The organism is Nocardiopsis yanglingensis (assembly GCF_045809185.1).
Classification (GTDB): Bacteria; Pseudomonadota; Gammaproteobacteria; order Xanthomonadales; family Xanthomonadaceae; genus Stenotrophomonas; species Stenotrophomonas yanglingensis.
In genome coordinates this window covers 22,438-46,820 of record NZ_JBJNRH010000004.1, presented here as the reverse complement: position 1 = coordinate 46,820, position 24,383 = coordinate 22,438, and the positions used below count along the sequence as shown (strand labels likewise).

Annotated in this window: 22 protein-coding genes; 13 read left to right on the top strand and 9 right to left on the bottom strand. The window is 67.2% G+C overall.

Annotation, left to right across the window (positions count from 1 at the left end; genetic code table 11):
- Positions 1-100: 100 nt before the first annotated feature.
- From pdhA to ACJ7C5_RS07770, 4 genes are read left to right on the top strand one after another with little or no spacing between them, the layout of a single operon-like run.
- The gene (gene pdhA, locus ACJ7C5_RS07785) at positions 101-1,183 is read left to right on the top strand and encodes a pyruvate dehydrogenase (acetyl-transferring) E1 component subunit alpha (protein WP_019338597.1); all 1,083 of its coding nucleotides are present in this window, start codon (positions 101-103) and stop codon (positions 1,181-1,183) included.
- The gene (locus ACJ7C5_RS07780; RefSeq protein WP_019338598.1) at positions 1,176-2,243 is read left to right on the top strand and encodes an alpha-ketoacid dehydrogenase subunit beta; all 1,068 of its coding nucleotides are present in this window, start codon (positions 1,176-1,178) and stop codon (positions 2,241-2,243) included. Before pdhA ends, ACJ7C5_RS07780 begins: the two co-directional genes overlap by 8 nt.
- Before the next feature lies 1 nt (position 2,244).
- On the top strand, positions 2,245-2,598 hold the full coding sequence (locus ACJ7C5_RS07775) for an SH3 domain-containing protein (RefSeq protein ID WP_005411349.1): 354 nt from the start codon (positions 2,245-2,247) through the stop codon (positions 2,596-2,598).
- Positions 2,595-3,983, top strand: a complete 1,389-nt coding sequence (locus ACJ7C5_RS07770) for a dihydrolipoamide acetyltransferase family protein (RefSeq protein WP_094001209.1) — start codon at positions 2,595-2,597, stop codon at positions 3,981-3,983. The genes ACJ7C5_RS07775 and ACJ7C5_RS07770 overlap by 4 nt, the downstream gene beginning before the upstream one ends.
- Before the next feature lie 200 nt (positions 3,984-4,183).
- Here ACJ7C5_RS07770 and ACJ7C5_RS07765 read toward each other — a convergent pair whose 3' ends face one another.
- The 3 genes from ACJ7C5_RS07765 to ACJ7C5_RS07755 all read right to left on the bottom strand — a co-directional run bounded on the left by ACJ7C5_RS07765 (position 4,184) and on the right by ACJ7C5_RS07755 (position 6,126).
- Positions 4,184-4,570, bottom strand: coding sequence for a VOC family protein (locus ACJ7C5_RS07765; protein ID WP_412703569.1), 387 nt, complete (start codon positions 4,568-4,570; stop codon positions 4,184-4,186).
- Positions 4,571-4,783: 213 nt separating this feature from the next.
- On the bottom strand, positions 4,784-5,491 hold the full coding sequence (locus ACJ7C5_RS07760) for a helix-turn-helix transcriptional regulator (RefSeq protein ID WP_412703568.1): 708 nt from the start codon (positions 5,489-5,491) through the stop codon (positions 4,784-4,786).
- Positions 5,491-6,126: a Rossmann-fold NAD(P)-binding domain-containing protein gene (locus ACJ7C5_RS07755; protein WP_412703567.1), complete on the bottom strand. Its 636-nt coding sequence runs from the start codon at positions 6,124-6,126 to the stop codon at positions 5,491-5,493. The genes ACJ7C5_RS07760 and ACJ7C5_RS07755 overlap by 1 nt, the downstream gene beginning before the upstream one ends.
- Before the next feature lie 105 nt (positions 6,127-6,231).
- On the opposite strand from ACJ7C5_RS07755, the gene ACJ7C5_RS07750 reads away from it, so the two are divergent.
- On the top strand, positions 6,232-7,770 hold the full coding sequence (locus ACJ7C5_RS07750) for a GGDEF domain-containing protein (RefSeq protein ID WP_106551353.1): 1,539 nt from the start codon (positions 6,232-6,234) through the stop codon (positions 7,768-7,770).
- 103 nt (positions 7,771-7,873) lie between these two features.
- Here the strand turns inward: ACJ7C5_RS07750 and ACJ7C5_RS07745 are convergent, their stop codons facing one another.
- Positions 7,874-8,800: a DUF808 domain-containing protein gene (locus ACJ7C5_RS07745; protein ID WP_412703566.1), complete on the bottom strand. Its 927-nt coding sequence runs from the start codon at positions 8,798-8,800 to the stop codon at positions 7,874-7,876.
- 163 nt (positions 8,801-8,963) lie between these two features.
- On the opposite strand from ACJ7C5_RS07745, the gene ACJ7C5_RS07740 reads away from it, so the two are divergent.
- Together ACJ7C5_RS07740 and ACJ7C5_RS07735 are read left to right on the top strand one after the other, a co-directional pair.
- Positions 8,964-10,655 (top strand): ABC1 kinase family protein, encoded by a 1,692-nt coding sequence (locus ACJ7C5_RS07740; RefSeq protein WP_412703565.1) that lies wholly within the window; start codon positions 8,964-8,966, stop codon positions 10,653-10,655.
- A 243-nt stretch (positions 10,656-10,898) separates the two neighbouring features.
- Positions 10,899-13,004: a phosphoglycerol transferase I gene (locus ACJ7C5_RS07735; RefSeq protein WP_412703564.1), complete on the top strand. Its 2,106-nt coding sequence runs from the start codon at positions 10,899-10,901 to the stop codon at positions 13,002-13,004.
- 521 nt (positions 13,005-13,525) lie between these two features.
- On the opposite strand, the gene ACJ7C5_RS07730 is transcribed toward ACJ7C5_RS07735, so the two are convergent.
- The gene (locus ACJ7C5_RS07730) at positions 13,526-15,946 is read right to left on the bottom strand and encodes a DUF3772 domain-containing protein (protein WP_412703563.1); all 2,421 of its coding nucleotides are present in this window, start codon (positions 15,944-15,946) and stop codon (positions 13,526-13,528) included.
- A gap of 96 nt (positions 15,947-16,042) precedes the next feature.
- Positions 16,043-16,291 (bottom strand): hypothetical protein, encoded by a 249-nt coding sequence (locus tag ACJ7C5_RS07725; RefSeq protein WP_049422925.1) that lies wholly within the window; start codon positions 16,289-16,291, stop codon positions 16,043-16,045.
- A 182-nt stretch (positions 16,292-16,473) separates the two neighbouring features.
- On the opposite strand from ACJ7C5_RS07725, the gene ACJ7C5_RS07720 reads away from it, so the two are divergent.
- The 3 genes from ACJ7C5_RS07720 to ACJ7C5_RS07710 all read left to right on the top strand — a co-directional run bounded on the left by ACJ7C5_RS07720 (position 16,474) and on the right by ACJ7C5_RS07710 (position 18,799).
- Positions 16,474-16,968, top strand: a complete 495-nt coding sequence (locus ACJ7C5_RS07720; RefSeq protein ID WP_088027673.1) for a lipocalin family protein — start codon at positions 16,474-16,476, stop codon at positions 16,966-16,968.
- Positions 16,969-16,981: 13 nt separating this feature from the next.
- Entirely contained in the window at positions 16,982-18,190 is a 1,209-nt protein-coding gene (locus ACJ7C5_RS07715; RefSeq protein WP_412703562.1) for an NAD(P)/FAD-dependent oxidoreductase, read from the top strand.
- A gap of 126 nt (positions 18,191-18,316) precedes the next feature.
- Positions 18,317-18,799, top strand: a complete 483-nt coding sequence (locus ACJ7C5_RS07710) for a hypothetical protein (protein ID WP_412703561.1) — start codon at positions 18,317-18,319, stop codon at positions 18,797-18,799.
- A gap of 127 nt (positions 18,800-18,926) precedes the next feature.
- Here the strand turns inward: ACJ7C5_RS07710 and ACJ7C5_RS07705 are convergent, their stop codons facing one another.
- Positions 18,927-19,361, bottom strand: coding sequence for a PepSY domain-containing protein (locus ACJ7C5_RS07705; RefSeq protein ID WP_094001220.1), 435 nt, complete (start codon positions 19,359-19,361; stop codon positions 18,927-18,929).
- 151 nt (positions 19,362-19,512) lie between these two features.
- Here ACJ7C5_RS07705 and ACJ7C5_RS07700 point away from each other — a divergent pair, with 151 nt between their 5' ends.
- From ACJ7C5_RS07700 to ACJ7C5_RS07690, 3 genes are read left to right on the top strand one after another with little or no spacing between them, the layout of a single operon-like run.
- A complete protein-coding gene (locus ACJ7C5_RS07700; protein WP_097048549.1) occupies positions 19,513-19,803 on the top strand; it encodes a PepSY domain-containing protein in 291 nt (96 codons plus the stop codon).
- Positions 19,803-20,462: a response regulator transcription factor gene (locus tag ACJ7C5_RS07695; protein ID WP_412703560.1), complete on the top strand. Its 660-nt coding sequence runs from the start codon at positions 19,803-19,805 to the stop codon at positions 20,460-20,462. The genes ACJ7C5_RS07700 and ACJ7C5_RS07695 overlap by 1 nt, the downstream gene beginning before the upstream one ends.
- Positions 20,459-21,778: a sensor histidine kinase gene (locus ACJ7C5_RS07690; protein ID WP_412703559.1), complete on the top strand. Its 1,320-nt coding sequence runs from the start codon at positions 20,459-20,461 to the stop codon at positions 21,776-21,778. Before ACJ7C5_RS07695 ends, ACJ7C5_RS07690 begins: the two co-directional genes overlap by 4 nt.
- Positions 21,779-22,099: 321 nt before the next feature.
- On the opposite strand, the gene ACJ7C5_RS07685 is transcribed toward ACJ7C5_RS07690, so the two are convergent.
- Both ACJ7C5_RS07685 and speA read right to left on the bottom strand, forming a co-directional pair.
- Complete coding sequence (locus ACJ7C5_RS07685) at positions 22,100-22,420, bottom strand: DUF6122 family protein (RefSeq protein WP_094001223.1); 321 nt, start codon at positions 22,418-22,420, stop codon at positions 22,100-22,102.
- A gap of 37 nt (positions 22,421-22,457) precedes the next feature.
- Entirely contained in the window at positions 22,458-24,347 is a 1,890-nt protein-coding gene (gene speA, locus ACJ7C5_RS07680; protein ID WP_012512349.1) for an arginine decarboxylase, read from the bottom strand.
- Positions 24,348-24,383: the final 36 nt, after the last annotated feature.

Genomic DNA, 24,383 nt, shown 5'->3' with positions numbered 1-24,383 from the left:
GGAATCGCCGTGTTGCGGCGCAGGAAGGCTATTCCGTACGCGTTCCTTAACATGGCGATTCATATCATTTGTAACTTCTCTGTCGAAGGTGCAGTACGCAATGACGGTTGCCGCTGAATTCAAGATCGAATACCTGCAGTACCTGGACGCGGACGGCAAGCTCGTCCGCGATGACCTGCCCGCGTCGCTGCGCGACCCCAAGGTCCTGGTACCGCTGTTCAAGCAGATGCTGTTCGTACGTACGTTCGACAGCAAATCCATCGCGCTGCAGCGCACCGGCAAGCTCGGCACCTATGCCGCCTGCCTGGGCCATGAAGCCGCGCACGTGGGCATCGGCGCGGCGATGCAGAAGGACGACGTGTTCGCGCCTTCGTACCGCGAGTATGGCGCGATGTTCATGCGTGGCGTGCGCCCGCACGACGTGCTGATGTACTGGGGCGGCGACGAACGCGGCAACGATTACGGCGGCAACGCGGCCAAGGACTTCCCGTTCTGCGTGCCGATCTCCACCCAGTGCCTGCACGCCGCAGGCGCCGCGCTGAAGTTCAAGCTCAACAAGGAACCGCAGATCGCGGTGGCCGTGTGTGGCGACGGTGGCAGCTCCAAGACCGACTTCTACGCGGCCCTGAATTCGGCCGGCGCCTACAAGCTGCCGCTGATCCTGTGCATCGTCAACAACGGCTGGGCCATCTCGGTTCCGCGTTCGGCCCAGACCGGTGCCGAAACGCTGGCACAGAAGGGCCTGGCCGGCGGCCTGCACTGCCTGCAGGTGGACGGCAACGACCTGATCGCAGTGCTGGCCGCCATGGAGCAGGCGCGCGAACGTGCGCTGGCCGGCGACGGTGGCACTGTGCTGGAACTGATGACCTACCGCCTGTCCGACCACACCACCGCCGATGACGCGCGCCGCTACCGCGACGACGCCGAAGTGAAGGATGCCTGGCAGCGCGAGCCGATGCTGCGCCTGCGCAAGTACCTGATCAACGCCGGTGTCTGGAGCGAGGAAGAAGAAACTGCTTGGGTCGCCGAGTGCGGCACGCGCGTGGACGAGGAAGTGAACCTGTACCTCAATACGCCGGTGCAGCCGGTCGAAGCTATGTTCGATTTCCTCTATGCCGATCCGCCGCCGGACCTGCTGGCCCAGCGTGCCCAGGCGATCGCCCTGGAGAAGCGCCATGGATGAGATCAAGAACGGCGCGCCCGGCGCGCACACCAACGCCGCCGACAGCGCCGCCGTCGCGCGCGGAGAAGAGAGCATGACCACCACCCCCATCACCCTGATCGAAGCCATCACCCAGGCACTGGCCTGGGAGCTGGAGCACGACCCGTCGGTGCTGGTGCTGGGCGAGGACGTGGGCGTCAACGGTGGCGTGTTCCGCGCCACCGCCGGCCTGCAGCAGCGCTTCGGCTCCGAACGCATCCTCGACACCCCGCTGGACGAAACCACCATCGCCGGCCTGACCATCGGTCTGGCGGCACAGGGCATGAAGCCGGTGGCCGAGGCCCAGTTCGACGGTTTCATGTACCCGATGGTCGACCATATCGTCTGCCACGCCGCCCGCCTGCGTTACCGCACGCGTGGCCGCCTGCACTGCCCAATGGTGCTGCGCGTGCCGTGGGGTGGTGGCATCCGCGCGCCGGAACACCACAGCGAAGCCAATGAGGCGATCTTCACCAACGTGCCGGGCCTGCGCGTGGTGTTGCCGTCGTCGCCGCAGCGCGCCTACGGCCTGCTGCTGGCCGCGATCCGCGAGCCGGATCCGGTGATCTACATGGAGCCCAAGCGCATCTACCGCCAGTACAAGGAAGTGGTCGTCAACGACGGCGAGGCCTTGCCGCTGGACGTCTGCTTCGTGCTGCGCGACGGCACCGACGTGACCCTGGTGACCTGGGGCGCGCAGGTGAAGGAAGCGCTGGAAGCGGCCGACAAGCTGGCCGGCGAAGGCATCAGTGCCGAAGTCATCGACGTGGCCACGCTGCGTCCGCTGGACTTCGCCACCATCGCCGAATCGGTGGCCAAGACCGGCCGCTGCGTGATCGTGCAGGAGGCCCCGAAGACTGCGGGCTTCGGCGCCGAAATCGCTGCGCGCCTGGCCGAGGAGTCGATCTACGACCTGCTGGCCCCGGTCGAGCGCGTCACTGGCTACGACACCCACATTCCGCTGTTCCGCCTGGAAATGAAGTACCTGCCGAGCGTTGAGCGGATCGTGGCTGCGGCCAAGCGCGCGGTGGCGGCCGGCTGACATGCGGGCCCGCCTTCTGGGGGCTTACCGCAGCCAGTATCCCAACCCGCTCCGGTTCCACACCGGCCAGATCGTCGAAGTAGGTGTCCGTGACGAGGAATGGCCGGCGTTTGCCTGGGTACGCACCAACGATGGGCGCGCTGGATGGGCGCCCATCGCCTGGTTGCAGCTGCTGGACGAGGGTCGCGCCGAAGCCCTGTGCGACTACGACGCCCGCGAGCTGGATGTGGAAAGCGGCGAGATGGTGAAGCTTCATCACGAACACGGCGGGTGGTGGTGGTCCGAGCGCGCCAATGGCGCGACGGGTTGGCTGCCGGCCCGCGAACTGGAACTGCTGGAAGAGAACTGCAAATGAGCCAGACCAAGAACTTCAACCTGCCCGACCTGGGCGAAGGCCTGCCGGACGCGACCATCGTCGAGTGGTTCGTCAAGGAAGGCGATGTGATCAAGCTGGACGAGCCGCTGGTCTCGATGGAGACCGCCAAGGCCGTCGTCGAAGTGCCCTCGCCGTTCTCCGGCAAGGTGCTGAAGCTGTCCGGCGCCGCAGGCGACATCATCCCGACCGGCTCGGTGCTGGCCAGCTTCGAGCTGGACCCGAATCTGCCGCAGCGCGCCGATGGCCAGGACACCGGCCACAGCCATGGTCACGCAGCGCCTGCCGCTGCACCGACGCCGCCGCCGCTTCCCGCTGCTGCCGCACCGGTGGCCGCAGAAGAAGCCAAGCCCGCCGCCGCCGAGCGTGATGACGCCGGTACCGTGGTCGGCGCGATGCAGAGCTCCAATGCCGTGCACGCCGAACAGGCGCTGGCCGTCGGTGGCGTCAAGGCCGTGCCGGCCGTGCGTGCGATGGCGCGCAAGCTGGGCGTGGACCTGAGCCGCGTGGCCGCTACCGGCACCGATGGCGCGGTGACCATGGCCGACGTCAAGCAGGCCGCCGCCAACGGCACCGCCAAGCTCGGCGCTGCTCCGGCACCGGTTGCCGCGGCTGCGTATGCCGCGCCGGCCCCGGCGCAGGTGTCTGCCCCGGTGCAGAGCGAAGCGCGCACCCCGCTGTCTGCTGCCGGCAAGCCGATGCGCACCCAGCCGCCGGGCGTGGTCGCCAAGGGCCAGCCGGAACCGCTGAAGGGCGTGCGCCGCAACATGGCGCGCGTGATGGCCGATGCGCACAGCAAGGTCGTGCCGACCACGCTGAACGACGATGCCGACATCCACGCCTGGCTGCCGGGCAACGACGTCACCGCGCGCCTGGTGCGTTCGATCGTGGTCGCCGCGCAGAAGGTGCCGGCGATGAACGCCTGGTTTGACGGTGAAGCGCTGACCCGCACCCTGCACGCGCAGGTGGACATCGGCATCGCCGTGGACACCGACGACGGCCTGTTCGTGCCGGCCCTGCGCAATGCCGACATGCTCGATGCACGCGGCATCCGCGAAGGCGTCAACCGCCTGCGCGAGCAGGTGGAATCGCGTTCGATCGCCGCCTCGGAACTGAGCGGCTACACCATCTCGCTGTCCAACTTCGGCATGTTCGCCGGCCGCTACGCGACCCCGGTCGTGGTGCCGCCGTGCGTGGCCATCGTCGGTGCCGGCCGTGCCCGCCACCAGATGACCCCGGTGATGGGCGGCGTGGAAGCGCACAAGGTGATCCCGCTGTCGGTCACCTTCGACCACCGCGCGGCCACCGGTGGTGAAGCGGCCCGCTTCCTGCGCGCGATGATGGACGACCTGGCGCTGGCCAGCTGATCAACCACCTTATCGGTGGATGCCAACCTTGGGTTGGCACATGAATTGGAGAAACGCCGGGCACTGCCCGGCTTTTTTTTGTGCCCGCTCCACTGTAGAGCCGAGCCCATGCTCGGCTTGCTTCATGCTTTCATCCACGCATGGCGTGGATCTACTGAAAAGCGGCCGAGCATGGGCTCGGCTCTACAGAATTCGGGCGATCAATCGCGCGCGACCAGACCCTCGGCGCGACTGTAGACACGCAGGCGGTGACCATCAGGGTCGGCACCGACGAAGGTGTGGCCGAATTCCAATGTCACCGGCGCCTGCAGGATCTGCACACCGAGCGCGCGCCATGCATCGTGCATCTGCTGCACGGCGTCGGGATTGGCAACAACCATCGCCAGTTCGGCGGCGCCGGCCTGCGCGGACACCGGTGGCTGCACGTTATCGCGCTGCCACAGGCCGAGTGCTGCGCCATCGCCGAGCAGGAACAGGGCAAAGCCGGGCGACTGCTCGACCGGCGGCTTGCCGAGGATGCCGCTGTAGAAGGTGGCGCTGGTGGCGACGTCGCGCACGTACTGCAGCAGGGTGCTGGGCGTGAACATGGGGAAGCTCCGTTGTTGGGAGGCTTCATGGTGGTACCGGCCTGCTGACAGATTCTGTCAGTAGCGTCGAGCGTACTCGACTGCTGTTGCCGTTGCTCTGGTAGATGTCGAGCTTGCTCGACGGCTGTTCGCGAAGATCAAAGGCGGTCGAGCAAGCTCGACCTCTACCAGAAGCGAAGAACAAAGCGCAGAAGCCGTCGAGCACGCTCGGCGCTACGAACGGTCGAGCCAGTCTGGTGCGATGCCCTGCGCCTTCTGCCAGCGCCGCAGCAGGGTGGCGCGCGGCACGAGGTAGCGATCCTCCATCACGCGCACCTGGCGGATGCGGTCCAGCCGGAAATGACGGAAATCCTCGCGGCTCTCACACCACGCCGCCAGCATCGGCACCTCATCGAAGTAGCCCAGTGCGAACGGCCAGACAATGCGCTCGGTACGTTGGCCCTGCGCATCCTGGTAGCCGAACTGCAGTCGTTGTTGCGCGCTCACCGCTTCACGCACAGCCTGCAGTCGCGCAGCGGGTACCTTGGCTGCCGCACGCGAGGGACCCACGCGCAGGCCACTGTCACGCAGCGCTTCGCGTCGCGCGGCAGGCAATACATGCGCGATGCGCGCCAAAGCATCACGCGCGGCCTCGGCCAGCGCAGGCTCGGTGCGTGCCGCAACCCAACGTAGGCCCAGCACCAGTGCATCGATCTCGGCGGGTGGCAGGGTCATCGGCGGCAGGGTATCGCTCGGCGCCAGCTGGTAGCCGACGCCAGCCTCACCACGCAGGTCGGCGCCTTGCTCGCGCAGGGTCTCGATATCGCGATACAGCGTGCGCAGGCTGATGCCGAGCGCTTCGGCCAGCACCTGCCCGGCCACCGGCCGTCGATGGCGGCGCAGCAGCTGCAGCAGCTGGGCCAGGCGCAGCGCACGCGACATCAGCCGACCAGCGCGCTGGAAGTCACCACGTGCTCGCCTGGTTGCGGGGCCAGCGCGGCCTCGACCAGTGCTTTGGCGATCTCGCTGGCCGGATTGATCCGCCACGCCCGTGGCAGCAGCGGCCCCAATGCCCCCAACACCGTCAGAGCCAAGCGCTCGCCACGTCGCACCTCGGTGCGCTCGCCCCCGATCAGCCCGGGGCGGACCAGGGTCAACGAGTTGAAGCCCAGCGCGCGCAGATCACGCTCCAATTCTCCCTTCACCCGGCTGTAGAAGATCGACGATTGCGGGTTGGCACCGGCTGCGGAATTCAGCACATAGGTCTGCGCACCCTGCGCCTGCGCCAGCCGGGCGAACGCCAGCGGGTAGTCATGATCGATGCGATGGAAGGCCTCGCGGCTGCCGGCCTGGGCAATGGTGCTGCCGAGCGCGCAGATGACTGCGTCCACACGCGCCCACTCGGCTGCGGCGGGCAACGCATCGAAGGCCAGCACCGGATTCTCCAGCTTGGCGTGGGCCACAGCCAACGGGCGGCGGGTCGGCGCGATCACGGCGCTGCAGCGCGGGTCGTCCAGCAGCATCGGCAGGGCCAGCCCGCCGACCAGCCCGGTCGCCCCCAGCAACATCACGCGCATCACCACCTCCACTGCGGCATCCTGTCGCCCATCCTAGCCGTTCAAGCCGTCGGCAGCCGCGCCGATATGCTGGAACCAGTCCCTGCCAGCCCCAGGATTCGCTCCATGACGGACCAGCCCGACCACCGCCCTGCCCCCGGTACCGCCCTTGGGCCGCCGGCACGCGTGCGCGCGGTGGTGGATGATGGGCTGGGCGATCGCGTGGTGCTGCAGGGTGGCGGTGGCGTGGCCCTGCAGCAGCTGTTCGCCGGGGCCGACGCACCGGAGCCGCTACTGGCCGCGTTCGCCAATGGCATGGCCACCCTGCCCGGCGAACTGGGCGACATGGGCGACCGCCTGCAGTCGGCGCAGGCCAGTGCCGATTGGCCGCGCTACGGGCGCGCGATGCGGCAGCTGATCGACAAGTACATCCGCACCATCGAGCAGCATTCACCGGACGGGCAGCCGGAAAGCCTGCGCCTGTCCGAGCAGCTGCGACTGCTGCTGGGTGGCGCGGTGGTGGCCCTGCTGCAGCACGACCCGGATCTGCGTGAGCAGGCACAAGCGCTGGCCACGCGCCTGCGCCAGTGGCAGCCGGGTACCGCACTGGAGCCGATCGAACAGGGCGTGCGCGAACTCGGCCACCAGGTCGGCGTGCGTGCCGAGAGCTGGCAGGAGCAGCAGGCGCTGCTGCTTGAGCTGTTCGCGCTGCTGCTGGAGAACGTGAGCGAGCTGCTGGATGACCGCAGCTGGCTGCAGGGCCAGATCGCCGCAGTACGCCAGCTGCTGGACGGGCCGTTGGAAGCTGAGGCAGTCGAGCGCACCCGCGCCGAACTGCGCGAAGTGATCTACAAGCAGGGGCTGCTGCGCCAGGGCATCGACGATTCGAAGGCGGCGATGCGCGGGTTGATGGGCGAGTTCATCGAGCGCATGGACGGCATGGCCACCAGCACCGGCGAATACCACGACCGCATCGGCAGCTACGCGCTGCAGCTGCGCGAGGCACGCAGCATCGCCGACCTCAACCAGCTGCTGCAGGACGTGATGCGCGATACCGGCAAGGTGCAGCAGCAGGCCGCGCAGGCGCGCGATCACCTGGCCAACGCACGGCAGGAAGTGGAACGCGCCGAGCAACGCATTGCCGAGCTGGAGCAGGAACTGCGTGCCGCTGGTGACCTGGCGCGTATCGATCCGCTGACCCAGGCGCTGAACCGCCGCGGCCTGGACGAACTGCTGCAACGTGAACTGGCCCGCGCCGCGCGCAACAACTCGCCGCTGGGCGTGGCGGTGATCGACCTGGATGATTTCCACCAGACCAACGATGCACATGGCCATGCCGGTGGCGATGCGCTGCTGCAGCACCTGGTGTCCGTGTGCAAGCTGCTGCTGCGCGCCACCGATGGCATCGCGCGGCTGGGTGGCGACGAGTTCGTGCTGGTGCTGCCGGAGACCCAGGGTGCCGACAGCATGGCCACCGTGCAACGCCTGCAGCGTTCACTGGCGCACCGCGTGCTGACCGTGCAGGACCAGCGCGTGCCGGTGCATTTCAGCGCCGGGCTGGCGCAATGGCAGCCCGGCGATGATACCGAAACCCTGCTGCGCCGCGCCGATGACGCGTTGTATGCGGCCAAGCGGCAGGGCAAGAACCGGGTGCAGGCGGGGTGATCGTCCGAAGTGCTGGCTCTGTAGCGCCCGAGCCCGCGCTCGGGCGGCGGCGCGCAGCGCCGTAGAGCAGCCGAGCATGGGCTCGGCTCTACAGAAACGCCGCCTACTTCCCGCGCAGCTTCTGGAATCCGGTCACCGCCGCCAGCACGATGGCACCGGCGATGATGCCCACCACCATGTTGGCCACGGCGCTGATCAGCCAACCCCACTGCCCCTCGCCGCCCAGCGCCTGCACCGCGTGGTGCAGCGCCGGCACGTTGTGCACCAGGATGCCGCCGCCGACCAGGAACATGGCGATGGTGCCGGCCACCGACAGGAACTTCATCAGCCACGGCGCCGAGGCGACCAGGCCGCGACCGAAGGCAGCGATGGCACCGCCCTTGCGCGACAGGTACAGGCCGACGTCGTCCAGCTTGACGATGCCCGCCACCAGTCCGTAAACGAAGACCGTCATCGCCAGCGCCACCACCGCCAGGGTGATCACCTGGTTGGTGAACGGCGCGGTCGCGACCACGCCCAGGGTCAGCACGATGATCTCGGCCGAGAGGATGAAGTCGGTGCGGATCGCGCCCTTCACCTTGTCCTTCTCCCACGCGACCATGTCCACCTGCCCGTCGGCCAGCGCCTTCCGGCGCTCGGCCTGGCGCTCGGCATCGTCGTCAGCCGAATGCAGGAAGCGGTGCGCCAGCTTCTCCACGCCCTCGAAGCACAGGAATGCGCCACCGATCATCATCAACGGCACGATCAGCGGCACGTTCCAGCCGCGGCTGTGCAGCCACGCCTCCAGCGCACTGATTGCCAGTGCAGCCGGCACCAGGATCACCTTGTTGACCAGCGACCCCTTGGCCACCGCCCACACCACCGGCAGTTCGCGGTTGGCGTTGACCCCGGTCACCTGCTGCGCGTTCAGCGCCAGATCGTCGCCCAGCACGCCGGCGGTCTTCTTCGCCGCGACCTTGGTCAGGACCGAGACGTCGTCCAGCAGGGAGGCGATATCGTCGAGCAGGGCGAACAGGCTGGCACCGGCCATGGGGCGTCCAAGAGAGGGAATGAGCGGATTCTGACCGATACCGGGGCAGCTGCGGAAGCGGTCGGATTCACCGCGTGCCTACCGCCCCCCGGCGACACTGCGGAATCCGGACATTGCCGGCCAGCGGCCGGCACTACCTGTATTCGTCGCATGGGAGTGTCGCTTGAGCAATCCGCCCACCGTCAATGGCAACCCTCCGCTGGTCAAAGGCATGAACCGGCGCAGCCAGATCCTGCGCCTGCTGATGCGCTATCGCCATTCGGGCGTGTTCTCGGGCATGAACCTGGACGCGGCCAGCAACCAGGCCGACGTGCCCGCCGATGGCAACCCGGAACAGTTCGTCAGCGACCTGGAAGCGCTGGGACCGACCTTCGTCAAGCTGGGCCAGATGCTGTCCACCCGCCCGGACATGGTGCCGGTGGAGTTCGCCACGGCGCTGGAGCGCATGCAGGAAAAGGTGGCCGAAATCCCGGTCGAGCGCATCCATGCCATCGTCGAGCAGGAGCTGGGCGCGCCGGTGAACAAGCTGTTCGCTGCGTTCGATCCCGAGCCACTGGGCTGTGCGTCGATCGCGCAGGTGCATCGCGCGGTGCTGCACGATGGGCGCCAGGTGGCGGTGAAGGTGCAGAAGCCCGAGGTGGCCGCACAGCTGCGCTCGGACCTGGAGGCACTGCGCAGCTTCGCGCTGGCCGCGGACCATCTGACCCAGGTCGGCCGTCGGGTGCGCCTGCGCGATTGGCTCAACGAGTTCGCCAAGACCCTGATGCAGGAGCTGGACTACCACGCCGAGGCCGAGAACCTGGCCCGTTTCGGCCGACACCTGAAGCCGTTCCGCCGCCTGTGGATACCGCAGCCGCTGTGGGATTACAGCAGCCAGCGCGTGCTGACCATGGAACTGGCCACCGGCGTGCGCGTGGATGCGATTCCCGATGTGCGCCGCACCGAGCAGTCGATGGACCCGCTGGCGGCGGCGCTGATCCGCGGCTACCTGGACCAGATCTTCGTGCATGGCGAGATCCATGCCGACCCGCACCCGGGCAACCTGCGGGTGATGCCCGATGGACGGCTGGCGATCTTCGACCTGGGCATGGTCGCGCACATGCCGCCGCGCCTGCGCGAGCGCTTGCTGAAGATCCTGTTCGCCGCGGTCGATGGCCGTGGCGAGGAAGTGGCCGATGACCTGATCAGCATCAGCACGCGGCTGGAGGCGTTTGACGAAGAACGCTACCTGCGCGAGACCGGCCAGCTGATCGCACGCTATGCGGCCAGTGGCAGTTTTTCCGAAGGCCGCGTGGTGCTGGACATGGTGCGCATCGCCACCGCCTGCGGCCTGCGCACGCCGCCGGAGCTGAGCCTGCTCGGCAAGGCGCTGCTCAATCTGGAAACCGTGTGCCGGTTGTTGGCGCCGGAGCTGGATACCCGCCGCATCGTCGAGCGCCAGCTGCAGCACGTGATGCGCGCACGCCTGAAGAAATCGCTGTCTGCCGCCAACCTCGCCAGCGAGGCGATGGAGCTGCAGCAGCTGCTGCGCGATGGGCCGCGCAAGCTGTCGGACATCATGGCGCTGCTGGCAGAGAACCGCCTGCAGATGAAAGTGACCGGCCTGGAAGAATCGCGGTTGATGGAGAACCTGCAGAAGATCGCCAACCGCGTGGCGGCCGGCATCATCAGCGCGGCCTTGATCATGGCTGCGGCAATGATGATGAAGATCGACACCGGCTGGCATCTGTTTGGCTACCCGCTCATCGCCCTGATTCTGTTGTTCATCGGCGTGGGGCTCGGCCTTGGCATCGTGACCAGTGCATTGCTATTCGACCGTCGTGCACGGGCACGCGAAGAGCGGGGACATCGCTAGCGCATCGGAAAAACCGCCGTATTCATGCGGTTTTTAATGCAATACAACGAAGCTATTCACGCTCGCTTTACCTTCTGAACGCGTTTGCGCGCGTGTTCTTTCAACAAACATTTCAGTCAGGTTCGTGCATGCACTATCGGGTCATCGGCCTGTCATGTGTATGTGCTTGTGGCAGCGTCGGTCGGATGGACACGCGTCGGTACGACGTCCATCACCACCACCCCGTCACTGCCGAAGCTGCCTATGCTCTGGATACTGCTGCTGTCGTTGTTGCTGCTGTGCTGGTTGTTCCTCGCGTCCGACAAGTGGGTGTGGTGGAAGGCTGGCGCATTCTCGCTGCTGCTGCTGATGCTCAGCGCGTGGTGGCTGATCGACAAGTTGTCCGGTGATGGGCTCAATGCCGCCACCCTGTACCACCTGGGCGCCGACATGGAAGGCGCCGGTGTCTCCGACTTCAAGGGCTACATCGCCGGCTTCATCGTGCTGGCGCTGGTCTCGCTGCTGCCGCTGTTCGCCACGCGGGTCAAACGCTGGCGCCGGCCCGGCCACGGTGGCGCGTTGTTCGCCGGTTTCGCGGCCGTGTGGGTGGCCACGATCATGATCAGCCCGCTGGCCCGCGACGGCCAGCGCCTCTACCAGCAGCTGCGTCCGGTCGACTTCGCCCGCATCGCCCCCGAGTACCAGGTGCCAACGCAGCCGCTGCAGCGCCCGCGCAACATCGTCTGGATCTACGGCGAGAGCCTGGAACGCACCTATCTGGACGAGGCCGTGTTTCCCGGCCTGATGCCCAACCTCAACCGCCTGGCGTCCGAGTCGCTGGACGTGCGCAACCTGGCCTCGGCCGAGGGCAGCGGCTGGACCATCGCCGGCCTGGTCTCGTCGATGTGCGGTGTGCCGCTGACCACCTCGCAGGGCGATGAGAACAGCATGGACCGGATGGGCAGCTTCCTGCCCAAGGCGGTCTGCCTGGGTGACTACCTGAAGCAGCAGGGCTATACCAACCATTACCTGGGCGGCGCCAACGGTCAGTTCGCCGGCAAGGGCCAGTTCCTGGCCAGCCACGGCTTCGACGAAGTGCATGACCTGGCGTGGTTCAAGCAGCAGAAGAAGATCGGCCGCATCCACTACTCGGCCTGGGGCGTGCACGATGACGTGCTGCTGGATACCGCCTACCAGCGCTTCGAACAGCTCTCGCGCGCCGGCTCACCGTTCATGCTCACCACGCTCACCATGGACACCCACCACCCGGCGGGTCATCTGCCGGTGTCGTGCAAGGGCGAGCGCTACCAGAGCCAGTACGGCAACATCAACATGCTCAACGCGCTCAAGTGCAGCGACCGCCTGATCTCGCAGCTGGTGCAGCGCATCCAGGCCAGCCCGTACGGCAAGGACACGCTGATCGTGATCGCCTCCGACCACCTGGCGATGCCCAACGATCTGACCCACATTCTGACCCGGCAGAAGCGCGAGAACCTGCTGCTGTTCCTGGGCGATGGCATTGCCCCGCAGCAGCTCAGCGCCGACGCCGGCACCACCCTGGATTCGGGTGCGACCCTGCTCAGCCTGCTGGACCCGAACCTGAAGACGATGGGCTTTGGCCGTTCGCTGATCGATACCCAGCGCGCGCCCAGCGCCAGCGTGGCCACCCAGCGCGACGGCGGCCGCGATTACCCGCAGTACCTCGCCTTCGCCCGTTCACTGTGGCTGGGCGAACCGACCCGCGAACTGAAGATCGACGGCGATGACCAGGTGGTGGTCGGCCTGCAGCACGTGCAGCCACCGGTACTGCTGGAGTACGACAAGGACTGGGGATTGAAGTCGGTGTACCTGGAGAACACCTCGCGCCAGTTCGATGATGCCAATCCGGACAACACCCTGGCCTACGTCGACCGCTGCACCGCATTCGAGGATGGCTCGGCCGACGGCGACTGGTGCGCCCTGCTCGTCAACCGCGACAACGGCATCAAGCTGTACCGCGACAACGACCTGCGCGGCGGCATCGCGGTGGATGCGCCGCTGGATGCGTTCCAGGGCCCGCGTCCGAGCGTGCGCCAGGCGCACATGATCACCCAGAAGGGCCGCCGCACCCGTGCCGGCCAGTACATGCTGCAGCTGGTGGCGAGCACGCGCCCGGATCGTGGATTCTGGATCGAGGCGGTATCCTCGCAGCGCAAGGTGGTGCTGGCCCAGCAGTGGGTGCAGCCCGATGCCAACGGCAAGATCAACGTGTCGTTCGGGCTGGACCACGAAGTGGATGATCTGGAGATCCGCGCGTGGTTGAACCACGCCGAGAAGCTGGCGGTGGACACGTTCGCACTGGTGCCGTCGCGCAGCCGACCGCGAGGATAGGGTTCTTTGCAGGGCTGCGCCCTGCACCTGCCGAAGCAAAAGCCGAAGCAACAGCAACAGCGTGCATTCCGTGGTTTGGCGGGGCGGTGGCGGAGTGCGGGGACGCCGCAAGTACGTCCCTGTAGGCTTGGCAGCCGCATCCATGCGGCTGACACCCCGCACTCCGCCACCGCCCCACCTTTGACAGATTCCTGTGGCTGTCGGTAGGTGTCGACCTTGGTCGACACTTCTGTCAGATATCGAAATCAATCTTGGTTCAGATCCGTTTTCCGGAGGAAAACGGATCACCAACAGCAGCTGGCACCAACAGCAGCGGGAAACTGTCGACGGCGGGGTGGGTCCGGTTGCGGGGGCGTGAGCCGCATGGATGCGGCGACCGAGCTTACATGGACGTACTTGCAGCGCCCCCCGCAACCGGACCCACCCCGCCATCCCACGGAATGCATGCTTTTGCTTTTGCTGATGCTCTTGCGGTTGACGTTGATTCGGCGGGTGCAGGGCGCAGCCCTGCAAAGAAACCCCTACTCCTGCGGATCGCGGGTGATGTGGATGTCGGTCGGGGTCGACAGCGGAATGTTCCGCTCCGCCAGGATCTGCAGCAGGCTGAAGTACAGATCGCTGCGGGTGGCATACACCTGCCGCGGGCTCGCCACATAGGCGAAACTGTTGATGGTGATCTGGCCACCGGCAATGCTGTCGATGTAGACCGTCGGCGCCGGCTGCTTCAGCACGTTGGTATGCGCAGTGTACGCATCCAGCAGCGCCTGCCGCAGATTGCCGACATCGGTGCTGGGCGGCACCGCGAACTGGATCTGGATGCGGCCCTGGTTGTTGCCCATCGTCATGTTGCGCACGGTCTTGGTGACCAGCTCGGAGTTGGGCACGATCAACGTCGACTTGTCGCCCACCTGGATCTCGGTCGAACGCAGGCTGATGCGGCGGATGTCGCCCTCCTGGTCGCCCAGCTTCACCCAGTCACCGATCTTCACCGGGCGCTCGGCCAGCAGGATCAGGCCGGAGACGAAGTTCTGCGTGATGACCTGCAGGCCGAAACCGATACCCACTGACAACGCACTGACGAGCAGCGCCAGCTTGGTCAGCTCCAGCCCCATCGCCGTCAACGCCCAGATCACCGCGAGGATGATGCCGACGTAGCGGGCGACGGTACTGACCGAGTTGCGCGCCCCCAGGTCCAGTTCGGTCTTGGGCAGGTAGGTATCGGTCAGCCAGCGCTGCACCAGCTGGGTGATCGCCAGGCCGGCCAGCAGCACCACAACCGCCAGCACGATCTGCATCGGCTTCAGGGTGGTTCCACCCAACGGAATGCCCGTGGTGAGCAGCGAAGAGAAGCGTTCCACCACCGCGCCGATGTTGCCAAACGGTGCCACCAGCGCCAGCAATGTGATCAGCACGACGATGGTGCGCAGGGCTGCAGAGAGCAGCACGCCGGCCTGCTCCAGCCGCGACACGCTCAGGCCCGTGCTGAGCAGGATGGTCTGGCCCACCTTGCTGTCGGCGTTGAGCATCCACGTGCTCAGGTCATCGACGAACTTGAACAGCAGCGTCGCCGCCAGCACCACGATGCTGCCGCCGATCAGCTGCTGGTTCACGAACTTGGCGAAATTCAGGTAGCCCAGCAACGTGGCGATGATGGCCGCCACCACCGCGATGTTGCCTGCCACGCGTGCCAGCACCAGCCAGCTGCTGCGCCGCACCGGCGTGCTCGCGCCCACACCTTCGGCCTGCGCTTCCAGTTTGGCTTCGGCCTCGGCGGTCTGCCGCCGATGCAGGCGTGCCAGCGTCACCAGCATGGCCATGATCAGGCCCAGGTAGGTCAGCGCGATCACACCGTCCAGCGCCACCGTGGTGACATCGCTGGTGCGCGTGGCCTGGTCGATGGCCACCAGCACCGTGCTCAGCCAGGCCAGCGCTGCCGCGCCCCAGGCGTACTTGCGCAGCTTCAGCGCGGCGGTGTCATCCAGGTTCAGCAACCGCCACGAGGGCCGCGACGGCACCAGCAGGCAGGCACTGAGCGCAGCGATGAACGCGGCGGCGAAGGTGGCCTGCTGCACGCCGTCGGCCACGTTCTGCAGGCGCGGCGCAATCGCACCGATGGCGTTGAGCGAGGCGATGAACACCACCACCGCATAGCCGGGCAGCAGCGTGCCCACCAGCAACAGCCACATGGCCAGACCGGAACGGCGCAGGCGGCCATCGGGCGCACGGTCGGACGCGGCAAACTGCCGCCCCAGGCGGCGTAGCCACAACCGCAGCGGGAACATCATCACCAGCGCGGCCACCAGGCCCAGCAACGGCGTGCCCCAACCATTGGCGCGGATACCGGCGACGAACGCATCGCGTCCCTGCTCGGCCAACGGCGCAACCCGTGCGATATCGACCGGCAGGCGCTCGGCCACCTTGCTCCACAGCGCAGGCGACAGCGGCGAGGCGACCTTCTTCCCCAGCTCCTCGGTGCGTTGTGCGGCGCGTTGCTGGTCGATGTCGGTCGCCAGCTGCTGGGCGCGCACGGCACTGGCCTTGGCCTGGGCCACCGATGCGGCCAAGCCGTCGCGCTGCTTGTTGAGGGTGCGCCGTTGCGCCGCCAGTTCGGGCGGTTCGGTGGCGCCCTCGGCAGGCGTGCCCAGCTGCGCCAGCTGTTCGTTGAGGCGGTCCAGCTGCGGCTGCAGCGACTTCTCCAGCGCCTCGGCATCGCGCCGTGCCTGCGAGGCATTCTCGGACAGCATCGCCAGCGTCTCGATGGCTTCCGCATCGCTACGCTTGCGGTCGATCTCCTTCAGGCTGGAGTCGATATCCGCCAGCTGCTGTTTCGGCGTGGGGTCCTCGTCCTGCGCCAGCACCGGCGCGGACAGCAGGAAGACGCTGCACAGCAGCAGGGCCAGCCAGGGGCCCCGTGCACGGATCGATCGCAGGAAAGAAGACACGCCAGCCACACCGGTTCGCGCGGACCACCGCGCCTGCGCGCGACTATACGGCAGAGGCGGTCAAGGACGGATGTGCGGTCCTGGCAGCGTCGAGCATCAGTACTTCAGGCGCAGCTCTTCCACGGCCGGCTGCTGCAGCGCGTACCAGTCCTGGAACTCTTCCTCGGTGATCTCATCGGGCGCATACACCGCCACCGGGTGCCAGTCGTGGTCGGTCGGCAGCGGCTGGCGCGGGCCGGCACGCAGGCTGTAGGCCACGCCTTCGTAGTCGACCAGGTCGTCGACCTGCGGCCACTGTTCGCGTGCGAACGCGGATTCACTCTTCAACAGGATCACCTGGTACATCGGCACCTCCACCTCGGTTGGATCAGGAAAACACGGCGCTGGCGGCAGGATACCGCCACGCCGGTGACAACGGGCGCTCCGCCGGGGCGACGGAACGTTCTGGACACGGCCATCGCCCCGGCTTCACCCGCCCATGGCAAGGCCATCGGCATCGTGGAGGCCCACCCCTGCCACGACTACCGATGACCGAGCACCCGCCGCTGAAAACCGTTGCCGACCTCAAGCTGCCCCGCTACCTGGGCACCTGGTACGAGATCGCACGCCTGCCGATGCGCCATGAACCGGAAGGCTGCACCGACGTGTCGGCGCACTACACCCTGCTCGACAACGGCAACGTCGGCGTCACCAACCGCTGCCGTATGGACGGCGAGGTTGAGGAAGCCACCGGCGAGGCCTGCGCCGTCGACAACGACAGTGCGCGCCTGGAGGTGAGCTTCCTGCCCAAGGGCCTGCGCTGGTTGCCATTCGCCAAGGGCGACTACTGGGTGATCCAGGTCGCTCCGGACTACAGCGTGTCGCTGGTCGGCAGCCCGGACCGCAAGTACCTGTGGCTGCTGGCGCGCGAGCCGCGCCTGGACGCGACCGTGCAGGACCATTATCTGGCGACTGCCCGCCTGCAGGGCTTCGATCTGTCCGAACTGATCCAGACGCCGCACACCGGCCGCCCCACCGCTTGAGCAGCGCACGGCCATGGACCTGAAGAGTGGTTACCCGTGGTGGGCGGTACGCAACGGCCTGATCCACGCTTTTCCTCCGCTGCAGCAGGACCTGCACTGCGACGTGCTGGTGGTCGGCGGCGGCATCACCGGCGCGCTGATTGCCGACGAACTGTCCCGGCATGGCCACGACGTGGCGGTGATCGAGCAGCGCGACATCGGCTGGGGCAGCACCGCTGCCAGCACCGCGCTGCTGCAGTACGAGATCGATACCCATCTGCTGGAACTGGCCGAGCGCTACGGGCAGGACGCCGCTGCACTGGCGTACCGGGCCTGCGCGGAGGCAATCCCGGCACTGGGCGACGTGGCGCGCGGGTTGAAGGACGTCGATTTCCAGCGCATGGACAGCCTGTATCTGGCCAGCCGCCACCGCGACGTGCCACGCCTGATGGCCGAGGGTGAGGCGCGGCGCAGCATCGGCCTGGATGCCCGCTGGCTGGGCCCGGAGACACTGCAGGAACGTTTCGACGTGGACGCCGGTGGTGCCCTGCTCACGCGCCAGGCGGCGCGGGTCGACCCCTATCGCCTGACCTATGGGTTGCTGCAGCGCGTGCGCCGGCGCGGCGGCCAGGTGCATGACCGCACCGTGCTGCACAGCCTCGACGCCACTGCACGCAGAGTGACCGCCCGCACCGAAGCCGGTACCACGGTCCGCGCACGCCATGTCGTGCTCGCCATGGGCTATGCCAACCAGCACTGGCTCGATCAGCGCGTCGCACGTAACCGCAGCAGCTATGCCTTCATTACCGACCCGATCGATGCGGACGTGCTGGGCCGCCTGCGCAACACGATGGTATGGGAGAGCGCGCGCCCGTACCTCTACCTGCGCGCCACCGGCGATCGCCGCCTGCTGGTGGGCGGGCTGGACGACGCCATCGACATCCCCGCCCGCCGCGACCGGCGCGTAGAGCGCAAGGCGGACAAGCTGATGAAGCAGCTGCTGCATTGGTTCCCGCGGCTGGACCCGGTGCCGGCGTTCTCCTGGGCCGGCACCTTCGCCGAAACGGCGGACGGCCTGCCGTTCTTCGGCCCGCACGATCAATGGGGGCCACGGGTGCACTTCGCCATGGCCTACGGCGGCAACGGCATCACCTACTCGATGATCGGCGCCCAGCTGCTGCGGGCCCGGATCGAGCGCCGCAGGCATGCTCTGGAAGGGCTGTTCGGGTTCGGGCGGTTGTGACCTGCAGCCAGGCATGGCCTGGCTCTACCCCAATCCGGCGCCGACAGGCATCATTCAAGCAGCCCCTGCTAGCGTCGGCCTGTACCGCCGCGTGTTGCGTGGCCACCTGTCCGCTGGAGCGCTGTCATGATCCGCCCCCTGACCCTGCTGCTGTGCCTGGCCCTGCCGGGAACCGTGCTGGCCCAGTCCGCTGCCGGCGCGACCGCGCCGCAGGCGACCGGGCTGGATCTGTCGGTGCCGCAGGCACCGATGCGCTATCTGAATGACCCGACCCTGCAGCAGGACCCGCCGGGCACCTACTACGGCGACAAGAGCGGCCCGCGCGTGCACGACGACGCCAAGATCGCCGACGTGACCGACGACAAGGTCAAGGTGTCCGGCAGCTTCACTACCGGCATCGGTTATTCCAAGAACGGTGGCAACAGCCACTACAACGCCGCCACGCTGAACCTGAGCAAGAACTACACCACCGATGAGGGCAAGACCCACGGGGTCAACGTCAACATCCACGTGAGCGAAGGCAAGGGCCCGGGCTTCTTCGGCCCGTATGGCGGCTACTACGGTCGCGGCCCGGGTTATTGGGATTACCCGCCGCCGTTTGGCTGGTAAGCCAGCTCCTGTAGAGCCGAGCCCATGCTCGGCTGGTAGTCGCGCGGTAGCGCCGGCCGCTGGCCGGCGACTCGCGGGGTTGGAAACGATCATGGGTTGCCGGCCAGCGGCCGGCACTACCAGCAGGTCAATCCAGCCAGCCATCGCGCTCGCTGTGCAGGATGCGGCCGTCATAACCGCTCAGGCGCACGTCCACCTTCTGGTTGCGGGCATTGCGCGCTTCCAGCGACCAGGTCGCACCATCGCGTTCCAGCGAATGGATCTCGCGCAGGCCATGCGCCTGTGCCCGTGCCAGCACCTGCTCGGTGGTCAACAGCGCGCGCTTGCTGTGCTCGTCGAAGATCTCGCCGGTCTTGGGGTCAACGTAGACCTCGCTGAAGCGGCCATCGGCGCGGCTGACATCCGCCTCCCACAGGCCATCATCGCGTTCGATCTCGTGGATCTGGGTGTAGCCGGCCTTGCGCAGGGTCTGTTCGACCTGGGCCATGCCCAACGGCGCGGCCTGTACGGCCGGTGCGATGGCCAGCAGAGCAACAGTGGCGAGGGTGAGCGACTTCAACATGGGGGTTCTCCTGTTCGTGTTCGTGACCGGACCATCCCGGCAACGCCACAATGCCCCTCGTGGTTAACAATGCCTTAGCCGGCACTGTTAGCCAGCTGTTAGTCACCCCCGCCACACTCACGCCTGTTCCTACCGCCCGCCCTGCGCCCCGATGCTCTCCACCCTGCCCCTGCTGCTGGCCCTGGCCAGCGCCCCGACCTCCGCCGCGCCCGCACAGGACCCGGCGCAGCAGGTTGCGCGCCGCGCCGTGCAGCAGGGCCGTTACGTGCCATTGGAAAGCGTGGTGCGCGATGCCCTCAAGCGCTACCCGGGCCAGCTGCTGGAAGTGGAGCTGGACGACGGCGTCTACGAGGTGGAGATCCTGCGCGGAGACGGCGTGGTGGTGGAGCTGGACTATGATGCGCGCAGCGGAAAGCTGCTGAAGACGGAGCTGGACGACTGATGCGCATCCTGTTGGCCGAAGACGATGCCGCACTGGCACAGCGCCTGGTACCCCTGCTGGAACAGGCCGGCTACGTGATGCACGTGGTCGCCGACGGCCGCCAGGCCGAGGAGATCGGTCAGATCGAGGACCTGCAGGCCGCCATCGTCGACCTGGGCCTGCCCGGGCTGGACGGATTGAGCGTGATCGAGCGCTGGCGCGGCAACGGCCGCAGCTTTCCGGTGCTGGTGCTGACCGCACGCGGGCGCTGGCACGACAAGCTGGCCGGCTTCGATGCCGGCGCCGATGACTATCTGACCAAACCGTTCCAGGCCGACGAACTGGTGCTGCGGCTGCGCGCCCTGATCCGCCGCAGCCATGGCCATGCCAGCCCGCGCCTGCACTGCGGCCCGCTGCAGCTGGATGTCAATGCAGGCCGCTTCGAACTGGATGGGCAGGCGCTGGCGCTGAGCCCGCAGGAGTTCCGCCTGCTCAGCTACTTCATCCACCACAGCGGTCAGGTGATCGGCCGCGACCGGCTGGGCGAACAGGTATTCGACGGCGGCCATGACCCGGACTCCAACGCACTGGACGTGCTGCTTGGGCGCGTGCGCCGCAAGCTCGGCATCGACCTGATCCAGACCGTACGCGGCCAGGGCTGGCGGCTGGCCGCGTCATGAACCGGCAACCGTCGCTGCGGCGGCGCCTGCTGCTGGCCGGCGGCGTTGGTCTGCTGCTGGTCTCGCTGCTGGCCAGCGCACTGCTGGGCGAGCTGTTCAAGCGCAGCGCGCGCGACCGCCTCGACCACGAACTGCAGCAGGACATGCTGACCCTGCTGGCACAGGCCGAAGTGGACCCGGGGGGGCAGCTGCGCCTGCGCCAGGAACCGAATGACGCGCGCTTCCAGCGGGTGTTTTCCGGTGCGTACTGGCAGATCGCAGGTGCCGATGGCCGTGTGCTGCTGCAGTCGCGTTCGCTGTGGGATGAAACCCTGCCGGCGCCGGCTACCGGGCCGGCCACGCGCAATCTGTCCGGACCGCTGCAGCAATCCCTGCGTGCACGCGTGCAGCAGGTGCGCCTGCCACGCGCCAGCGAACCGTTCGTGGCGGTGGTCGCCACCGATCGCAGCGCACTGGATGCGGATGTTGCCGCGTTCCGCAAACGCACCGCCATCGCCCTGGGCGTACTGGTTGCGGCGTGGCTGGCGGTGCTGGCCAGCCAGGTGCACTTCGGCCTGCGCCCATTGCATCGCCTCGGTACACAGCTGGAACGGGTGCGGCGCGGCGACGCGCAGCGCATCGACACGCAGGGACTGGGCGCGGAGGTCGCGCCACTGGGCGAAGAACTCAACGCGCTGCTGGAGCACCAGCAACGCATGGTTGCGCGTGCGCGCACCAGTGCACAGGATCTGGCGCATGCATTGAAGACCCCGCTGAGCGTATTGGCCACCGAAGCTGACGGCGACGGCACGCATTGGCGTGCCACCGTACGCGAGCAGAGTGGCCGCATGCAGGCCAGCGTCGACCGTTACCTGGCCGCAGGGCTGGCCGCCGACCATCGCCAGCGCACCGACGTGGCTACAGTGGCGCAGGCGATGTGCCGGCTGATGGCACGCGTGCATGGCGAACGTGGCATCACGTTCACGGCGGCAGGCATCGATCCGGTGCTGCAGTTCGCTGGTGCCAGTGCGGATCTGGAAGAGATGCTGGGCAACCTGCTGGACAACGCCGGGCGCTGGGCGCAACAGCAGGTGATTGTCGAAGCGGAAGCCAGCGACGGACAGCTACGCATCGATGTGCGTGACGACGGCCCGGGCTTGGCGGCGGATGCGCTGTCACAGGTCACACAGCGTGGCGTGCGGCTGGATGAGCGCGAGGGCAGCAGTGGATTGGGGCTGGCGATCGTGGGAGATATCGCCGCCAGCTATGGCGGGCGCGTGGCGCTGGAGAACGCGCAGCCCGGCCTGTGTGCAACGTTGTGGTTGCCGGTGGGGTGAAGTGGCCAACCTGACGGTGGGTAGTGCCGGCCGCTGGCCGGCAACCACGCGGTCATCAGGAACACCCTGCGGAAGCCGGCCAGCGGCCGGCTCTACCAAGCGGCAACCACGTGGTCACCGGAAACGCCCTGCAGAAGCCGGCCAGCGGCCGGCTCTACCAAGCGCCAATCCGACCGGTCGCCGTGCACCAGGTAGCTGTCGACCTTGGTCGACACGCATCAAAAGCGCCGACCAAGGTCGGCATCCACCAAAGCAGTCCGTCAGTTCTGTCCGCCATCGTGCACCCGGTAGGTGTCGACCTTGGTCGACACGCACCCAGCATCAACGGTGATGCATCCACCAGCAATCAATCGCGTCCAGTGCGATGTGGATCATCAACCCGATGCCCACCAGCCGCGTCTTCTTCGGCACACACAGCCCCGCGTAGACGGCAATCGCCGGTGCGGTATGCAACGGATGAAAACCGATGCTGCAGCGGTTGGGCGCGTAGATCGGATCGGCCAGCAGGTGGTCCAGATCGATGATCCAGCCCAGCAGCATCAGCAGCCACGCCGAGGCGAAGCGCTTGCGCCAGAACAGCCATGCCAGCAAAGCTGGCACGGCGGCATGCAGGAACAGATGGAAGATCGCGCGCGCGCTCATCGGTAACGGTGGCGCCAGGCAGACCCGACGCCGTCCATCAGACCAGCGGTTCGTCGGACAGGTAGGTGTAACCGGTCAGGCCGGCTTCCAGCGCCTCCGACAACTCCTGCGCGCGTTCCGGCGACAGCTGGGCCTCGGCCACGCGCTGCGCATAGGTCGCACGCAGTTCGTCCAGGCGGTAACCCACGTAATCCAGCATCACGTCGGTGGTGTCACCACGGCGCTGCTGGGTGATGGCGTAGCCATCGGCATCGGCCAGCACTTCCACCGCGTCGGTATCGCCGAACAGGTTGTGGATGTCGCCCAGGATTTCCTGGTAGGCGCCGACCATGAAGAAACCGATGCGATAGCTCTCGCCCGGCTTCATCTTGTGCAGCGGCAGCGAGCTGTCCAGGCTCTCGTTCTCGACATAGGTTTCCACCATGCCGTCCGAGTCGCAGGTCATGTCGGCGATGATGCCGCGGCGGTCCGGGGTTTCGTCCAGGCGCTCGATCGGCACGATCGGGAACACCTGGTCGATCGCCCACACGTCCGGGATCGATTCGAACACGCTGAAGTTGACGAAGTACTTGTCGACCAGGCGCTCGTTCAGTTCGTCCAGCACCGGGCGGTGGCTCTTCTCGTCATAGCTCAGGCGCGCACGCACGCCGTGGGCGATGGCGTAGAACAGATCGTCGATGCGCGCACGCTGCGGCAGGTCGATCTGGCCCAGCGCGTAGCTGGCCAGGCCTTCGGCATGGAAATGCTGCGCTTCCTGGAACAGCTCCACCGCCGGGCGCACGTCCAGCTCGTCGTGGATCTCACGCAGGTGGCGGATCGCCGCCGGCTCGTCGTCGTGCTGGTCCGGCACGCGGCCTTCCTGCGCCTCTTCCACTTCCGACACATTGGCGATCAGCACCGCGTGGTGCGCGGTCATCGCGCGGCCGCACTCGGTAACGATGCGCGGCGGGGTCAGGCCGAATTCTTCGCAGGCATTGGCCAGCGGCTGCACGATGTTGCTGGCATAGGAATGCAGGCCGTAGTTGATCGAGCAGAAGCTGCGCGAGCGCGTGCCTTCATAGTCCACGCCCAGGCCGCCGCCCACATCGACGTGGGTGATCTTCGCGCCCAGGCGCGACAGCTCCACGAAGTAGCGGGTGGCTTCGCGCATGCCGTTGGCGATGTCGCGCACGTTGGAGATCTGCGAACCCATGTGGAAGTGCAGCAGGTTCAGGCAGTCGGCGTACTCGGTGTCACGCAGCGACTTCCACAGGTCCAGCAGCTGGCGCGGCGACAGACCGAACTTGGCCTTGTCGCCACCGCTGTTCTGCCACTTGCCGGCGCCCAGCGAGGCCAAGCGCATGCGCACGCCCAGGCCCGGCTTCACGTCCAGCGCCTTGGACTCTTCCAGCACCAGCTTCAGCTCGGACGGCTTCTCGATGACGATGAAGGTCTGCAGGCCCAGCTTGCGGCCGATCAGGGCCAGGCGGATGTACTCGCGGTCCTTGTAACCGTTGCAGACGATCAGGCCACCCGGGCGCGACAGCGCCAGCACCGCCATCAGCTCGGGCTTGCTGCCCGCTTCCAGGCCGAAGCCTTCGCCGTGGTGGCTGGCCAGGGTGCCGGCCACGCCGCGGGTCTGGTTGACCTTGATCGGGTACACGGCGGTGTAGCCGCCGCTGTACTCCCAGTCCTGCTGGGCCTGGCCGAAGGCCGCCTGCAGCTTGCCCAGGCGCTGGCCGAGGATGTCCGGGAAGCGCACCAGCAGCGGCAGCTTGGCGCCGGCCGCACGGGCCGCGTCCACCACCTTGGGCAGCGACACCACCGGGCCGTCCGCCCCGGTCGGTCTCACCACCATGTGCCCGGCCTGATCCACGTCGAAGTAACCGTCCGCCCAATGCGGGATCGAGTAGGTCTTGCGGGCTTGGTCGAGGGACCAATCGGTCATTTCAGTCGGCCTTGTTGGCAATAAAAGGGGGGGCAT

Excerpts from the sequence above, each read along its gene's own strand:
- ACJ7C5_RS07735 (WP_412703564.1), top strand. The coding sequence starts at position 10,899 with ATGCTCTGGATACTGCTGCTGTCGTTGTTGCTGCTGTGCTGGTTGTTC.
- ACJ7C5_RS07705 (WP_094001220.1), bottom strand. The coding sequence starts at position 19,361 with ATGTTGAAGTCGCTCACCCTCGCCACTGTTGCTCTGCTGGCCATCGCA.
- ACJ7C5_RS07755 (WP_412703567.1), bottom strand. The coding sequence starts at position 6,126 with ATGCGCGTGATGTTGCTGGGGGCGACCGGGCTGGTCGGCGGGCTGGCC.
- pdhA (WP_019338597.1), top strand. The coding sequence starts at position 101 with ATGACGGTTGCCGCTGAATTCAAGATCGAATACCTGCAGTACCTGGAC.
- ACJ7C5_RS07725 (WP_049422925.1), bottom strand. The coding sequence starts at position 16,291 with ATGTACCAGGTGATCCTGTTGAAGAGTGAATCCGCGTTCGCACGCGAA.
- ACJ7C5_RS07760 (WP_412703568.1), bottom strand. The coding sequence starts at position 5,491 with ATGTCGCGTGCGCTGCGCCTGGCCCAGCTGCTGCAGCTGCTGCGCCGC.
- ACJ7C5_RS07695 (WP_412703560.1), top strand. The coding sequence starts at position 19,803 with ATGCGCATCCTGTTGGCCGAAGACGATGCCGCACTGGCACAGCGCCTG.
- ACJ7C5_RS07750 (WP_106551353.1), top strand. The coding sequence starts at position 6,232 with ATGACGGACCAGCCCGACCACCGCCCTGCCCCCGGTACCGCCCTTGGG.
- ACJ7C5_RS07720 (WP_088027673.1), top strand. The coding sequence starts at position 16,474 with ATGACCGAGCACCCGCCGCTGAAAACCGTTGCCGACCTCAAGCTGCCC.
- ACJ7C5_RS07700 (WP_097048549.1), top strand. The coding sequence starts at position 19,513 with ATGCTCTCCACCCTGCCCCTGCTGCTGGCCCTGGCCAGCGCCCCGACC.
- ACJ7C5_RS07715 (WP_412703562.1), top strand. The coding sequence starts at position 16,982 with ATGGACCTGAAGAGTGGTTACCCGTGGTGGGCGGTACGCAACGGCCTG.
- ACJ7C5_RS07780 (WP_019338598.1), top strand. The coding sequence starts at position 1,176 with ATGGATGAGATCAAGAACGGCGCGCCCGGCGCGCACACCAACGCCGCC.
- speA (WP_012512349.1), bottom strand. The coding sequence starts at position 24,347 with ATGACCGATTGGTCCCTCGACCAAGCCCGCAAGACCTACTCGATCCCG.
- ACJ7C5_RS07710 (WP_412703561.1), top strand. The coding sequence starts at position 18,317 with ATGATCCGCCCCCTGACCCTGCTGCTGTGCCTGGCCCTGCCGGGAACC.
- ACJ7C5_RS07685 (WP_094001223.1), bottom strand. The coding sequence starts at position 22,420 with ATGAGCGCGCGCGCGATCTTCCATCTGTTCCTGCATGCCGCCGTGCCA.
- ACJ7C5_RS07745 (WP_412703566.1), bottom strand. The coding sequence starts at position 8,800 with ATGGCCGGTGCCAGCCTGTTCGCCCTGCTCGACGATATCGCCTCCCTG.
- ACJ7C5_RS07770 (WP_094001209.1), top strand. The coding sequence starts at position 2,595 with ATGAGCCAGACCAAGAACTTCAACCTGCCCGACCTGGGCGAAGGCCTG.
- ACJ7C5_RS07690 (WP_412703559.1), top strand. The coding sequence starts at position 20,459 with ATGAACCGGCAACCGTCGCTGCGGCGGCGCCTGCTGCTGGCCGGCGGC.
- ACJ7C5_RS07765 (WP_412703569.1), bottom strand. The coding sequence starts at position 4,570 with ATGTTCACGCCCAGCACCCTGCTGCAGTACGTGCGCGACGTCGCCACC.
- ACJ7C5_RS07775 (WP_005411349.1), top strand. The coding sequence starts at position 2,245 with ATGCGGGCCCGCCTTCTGGGGGCTTACCGCAGCCAGTATCCCAACCCG.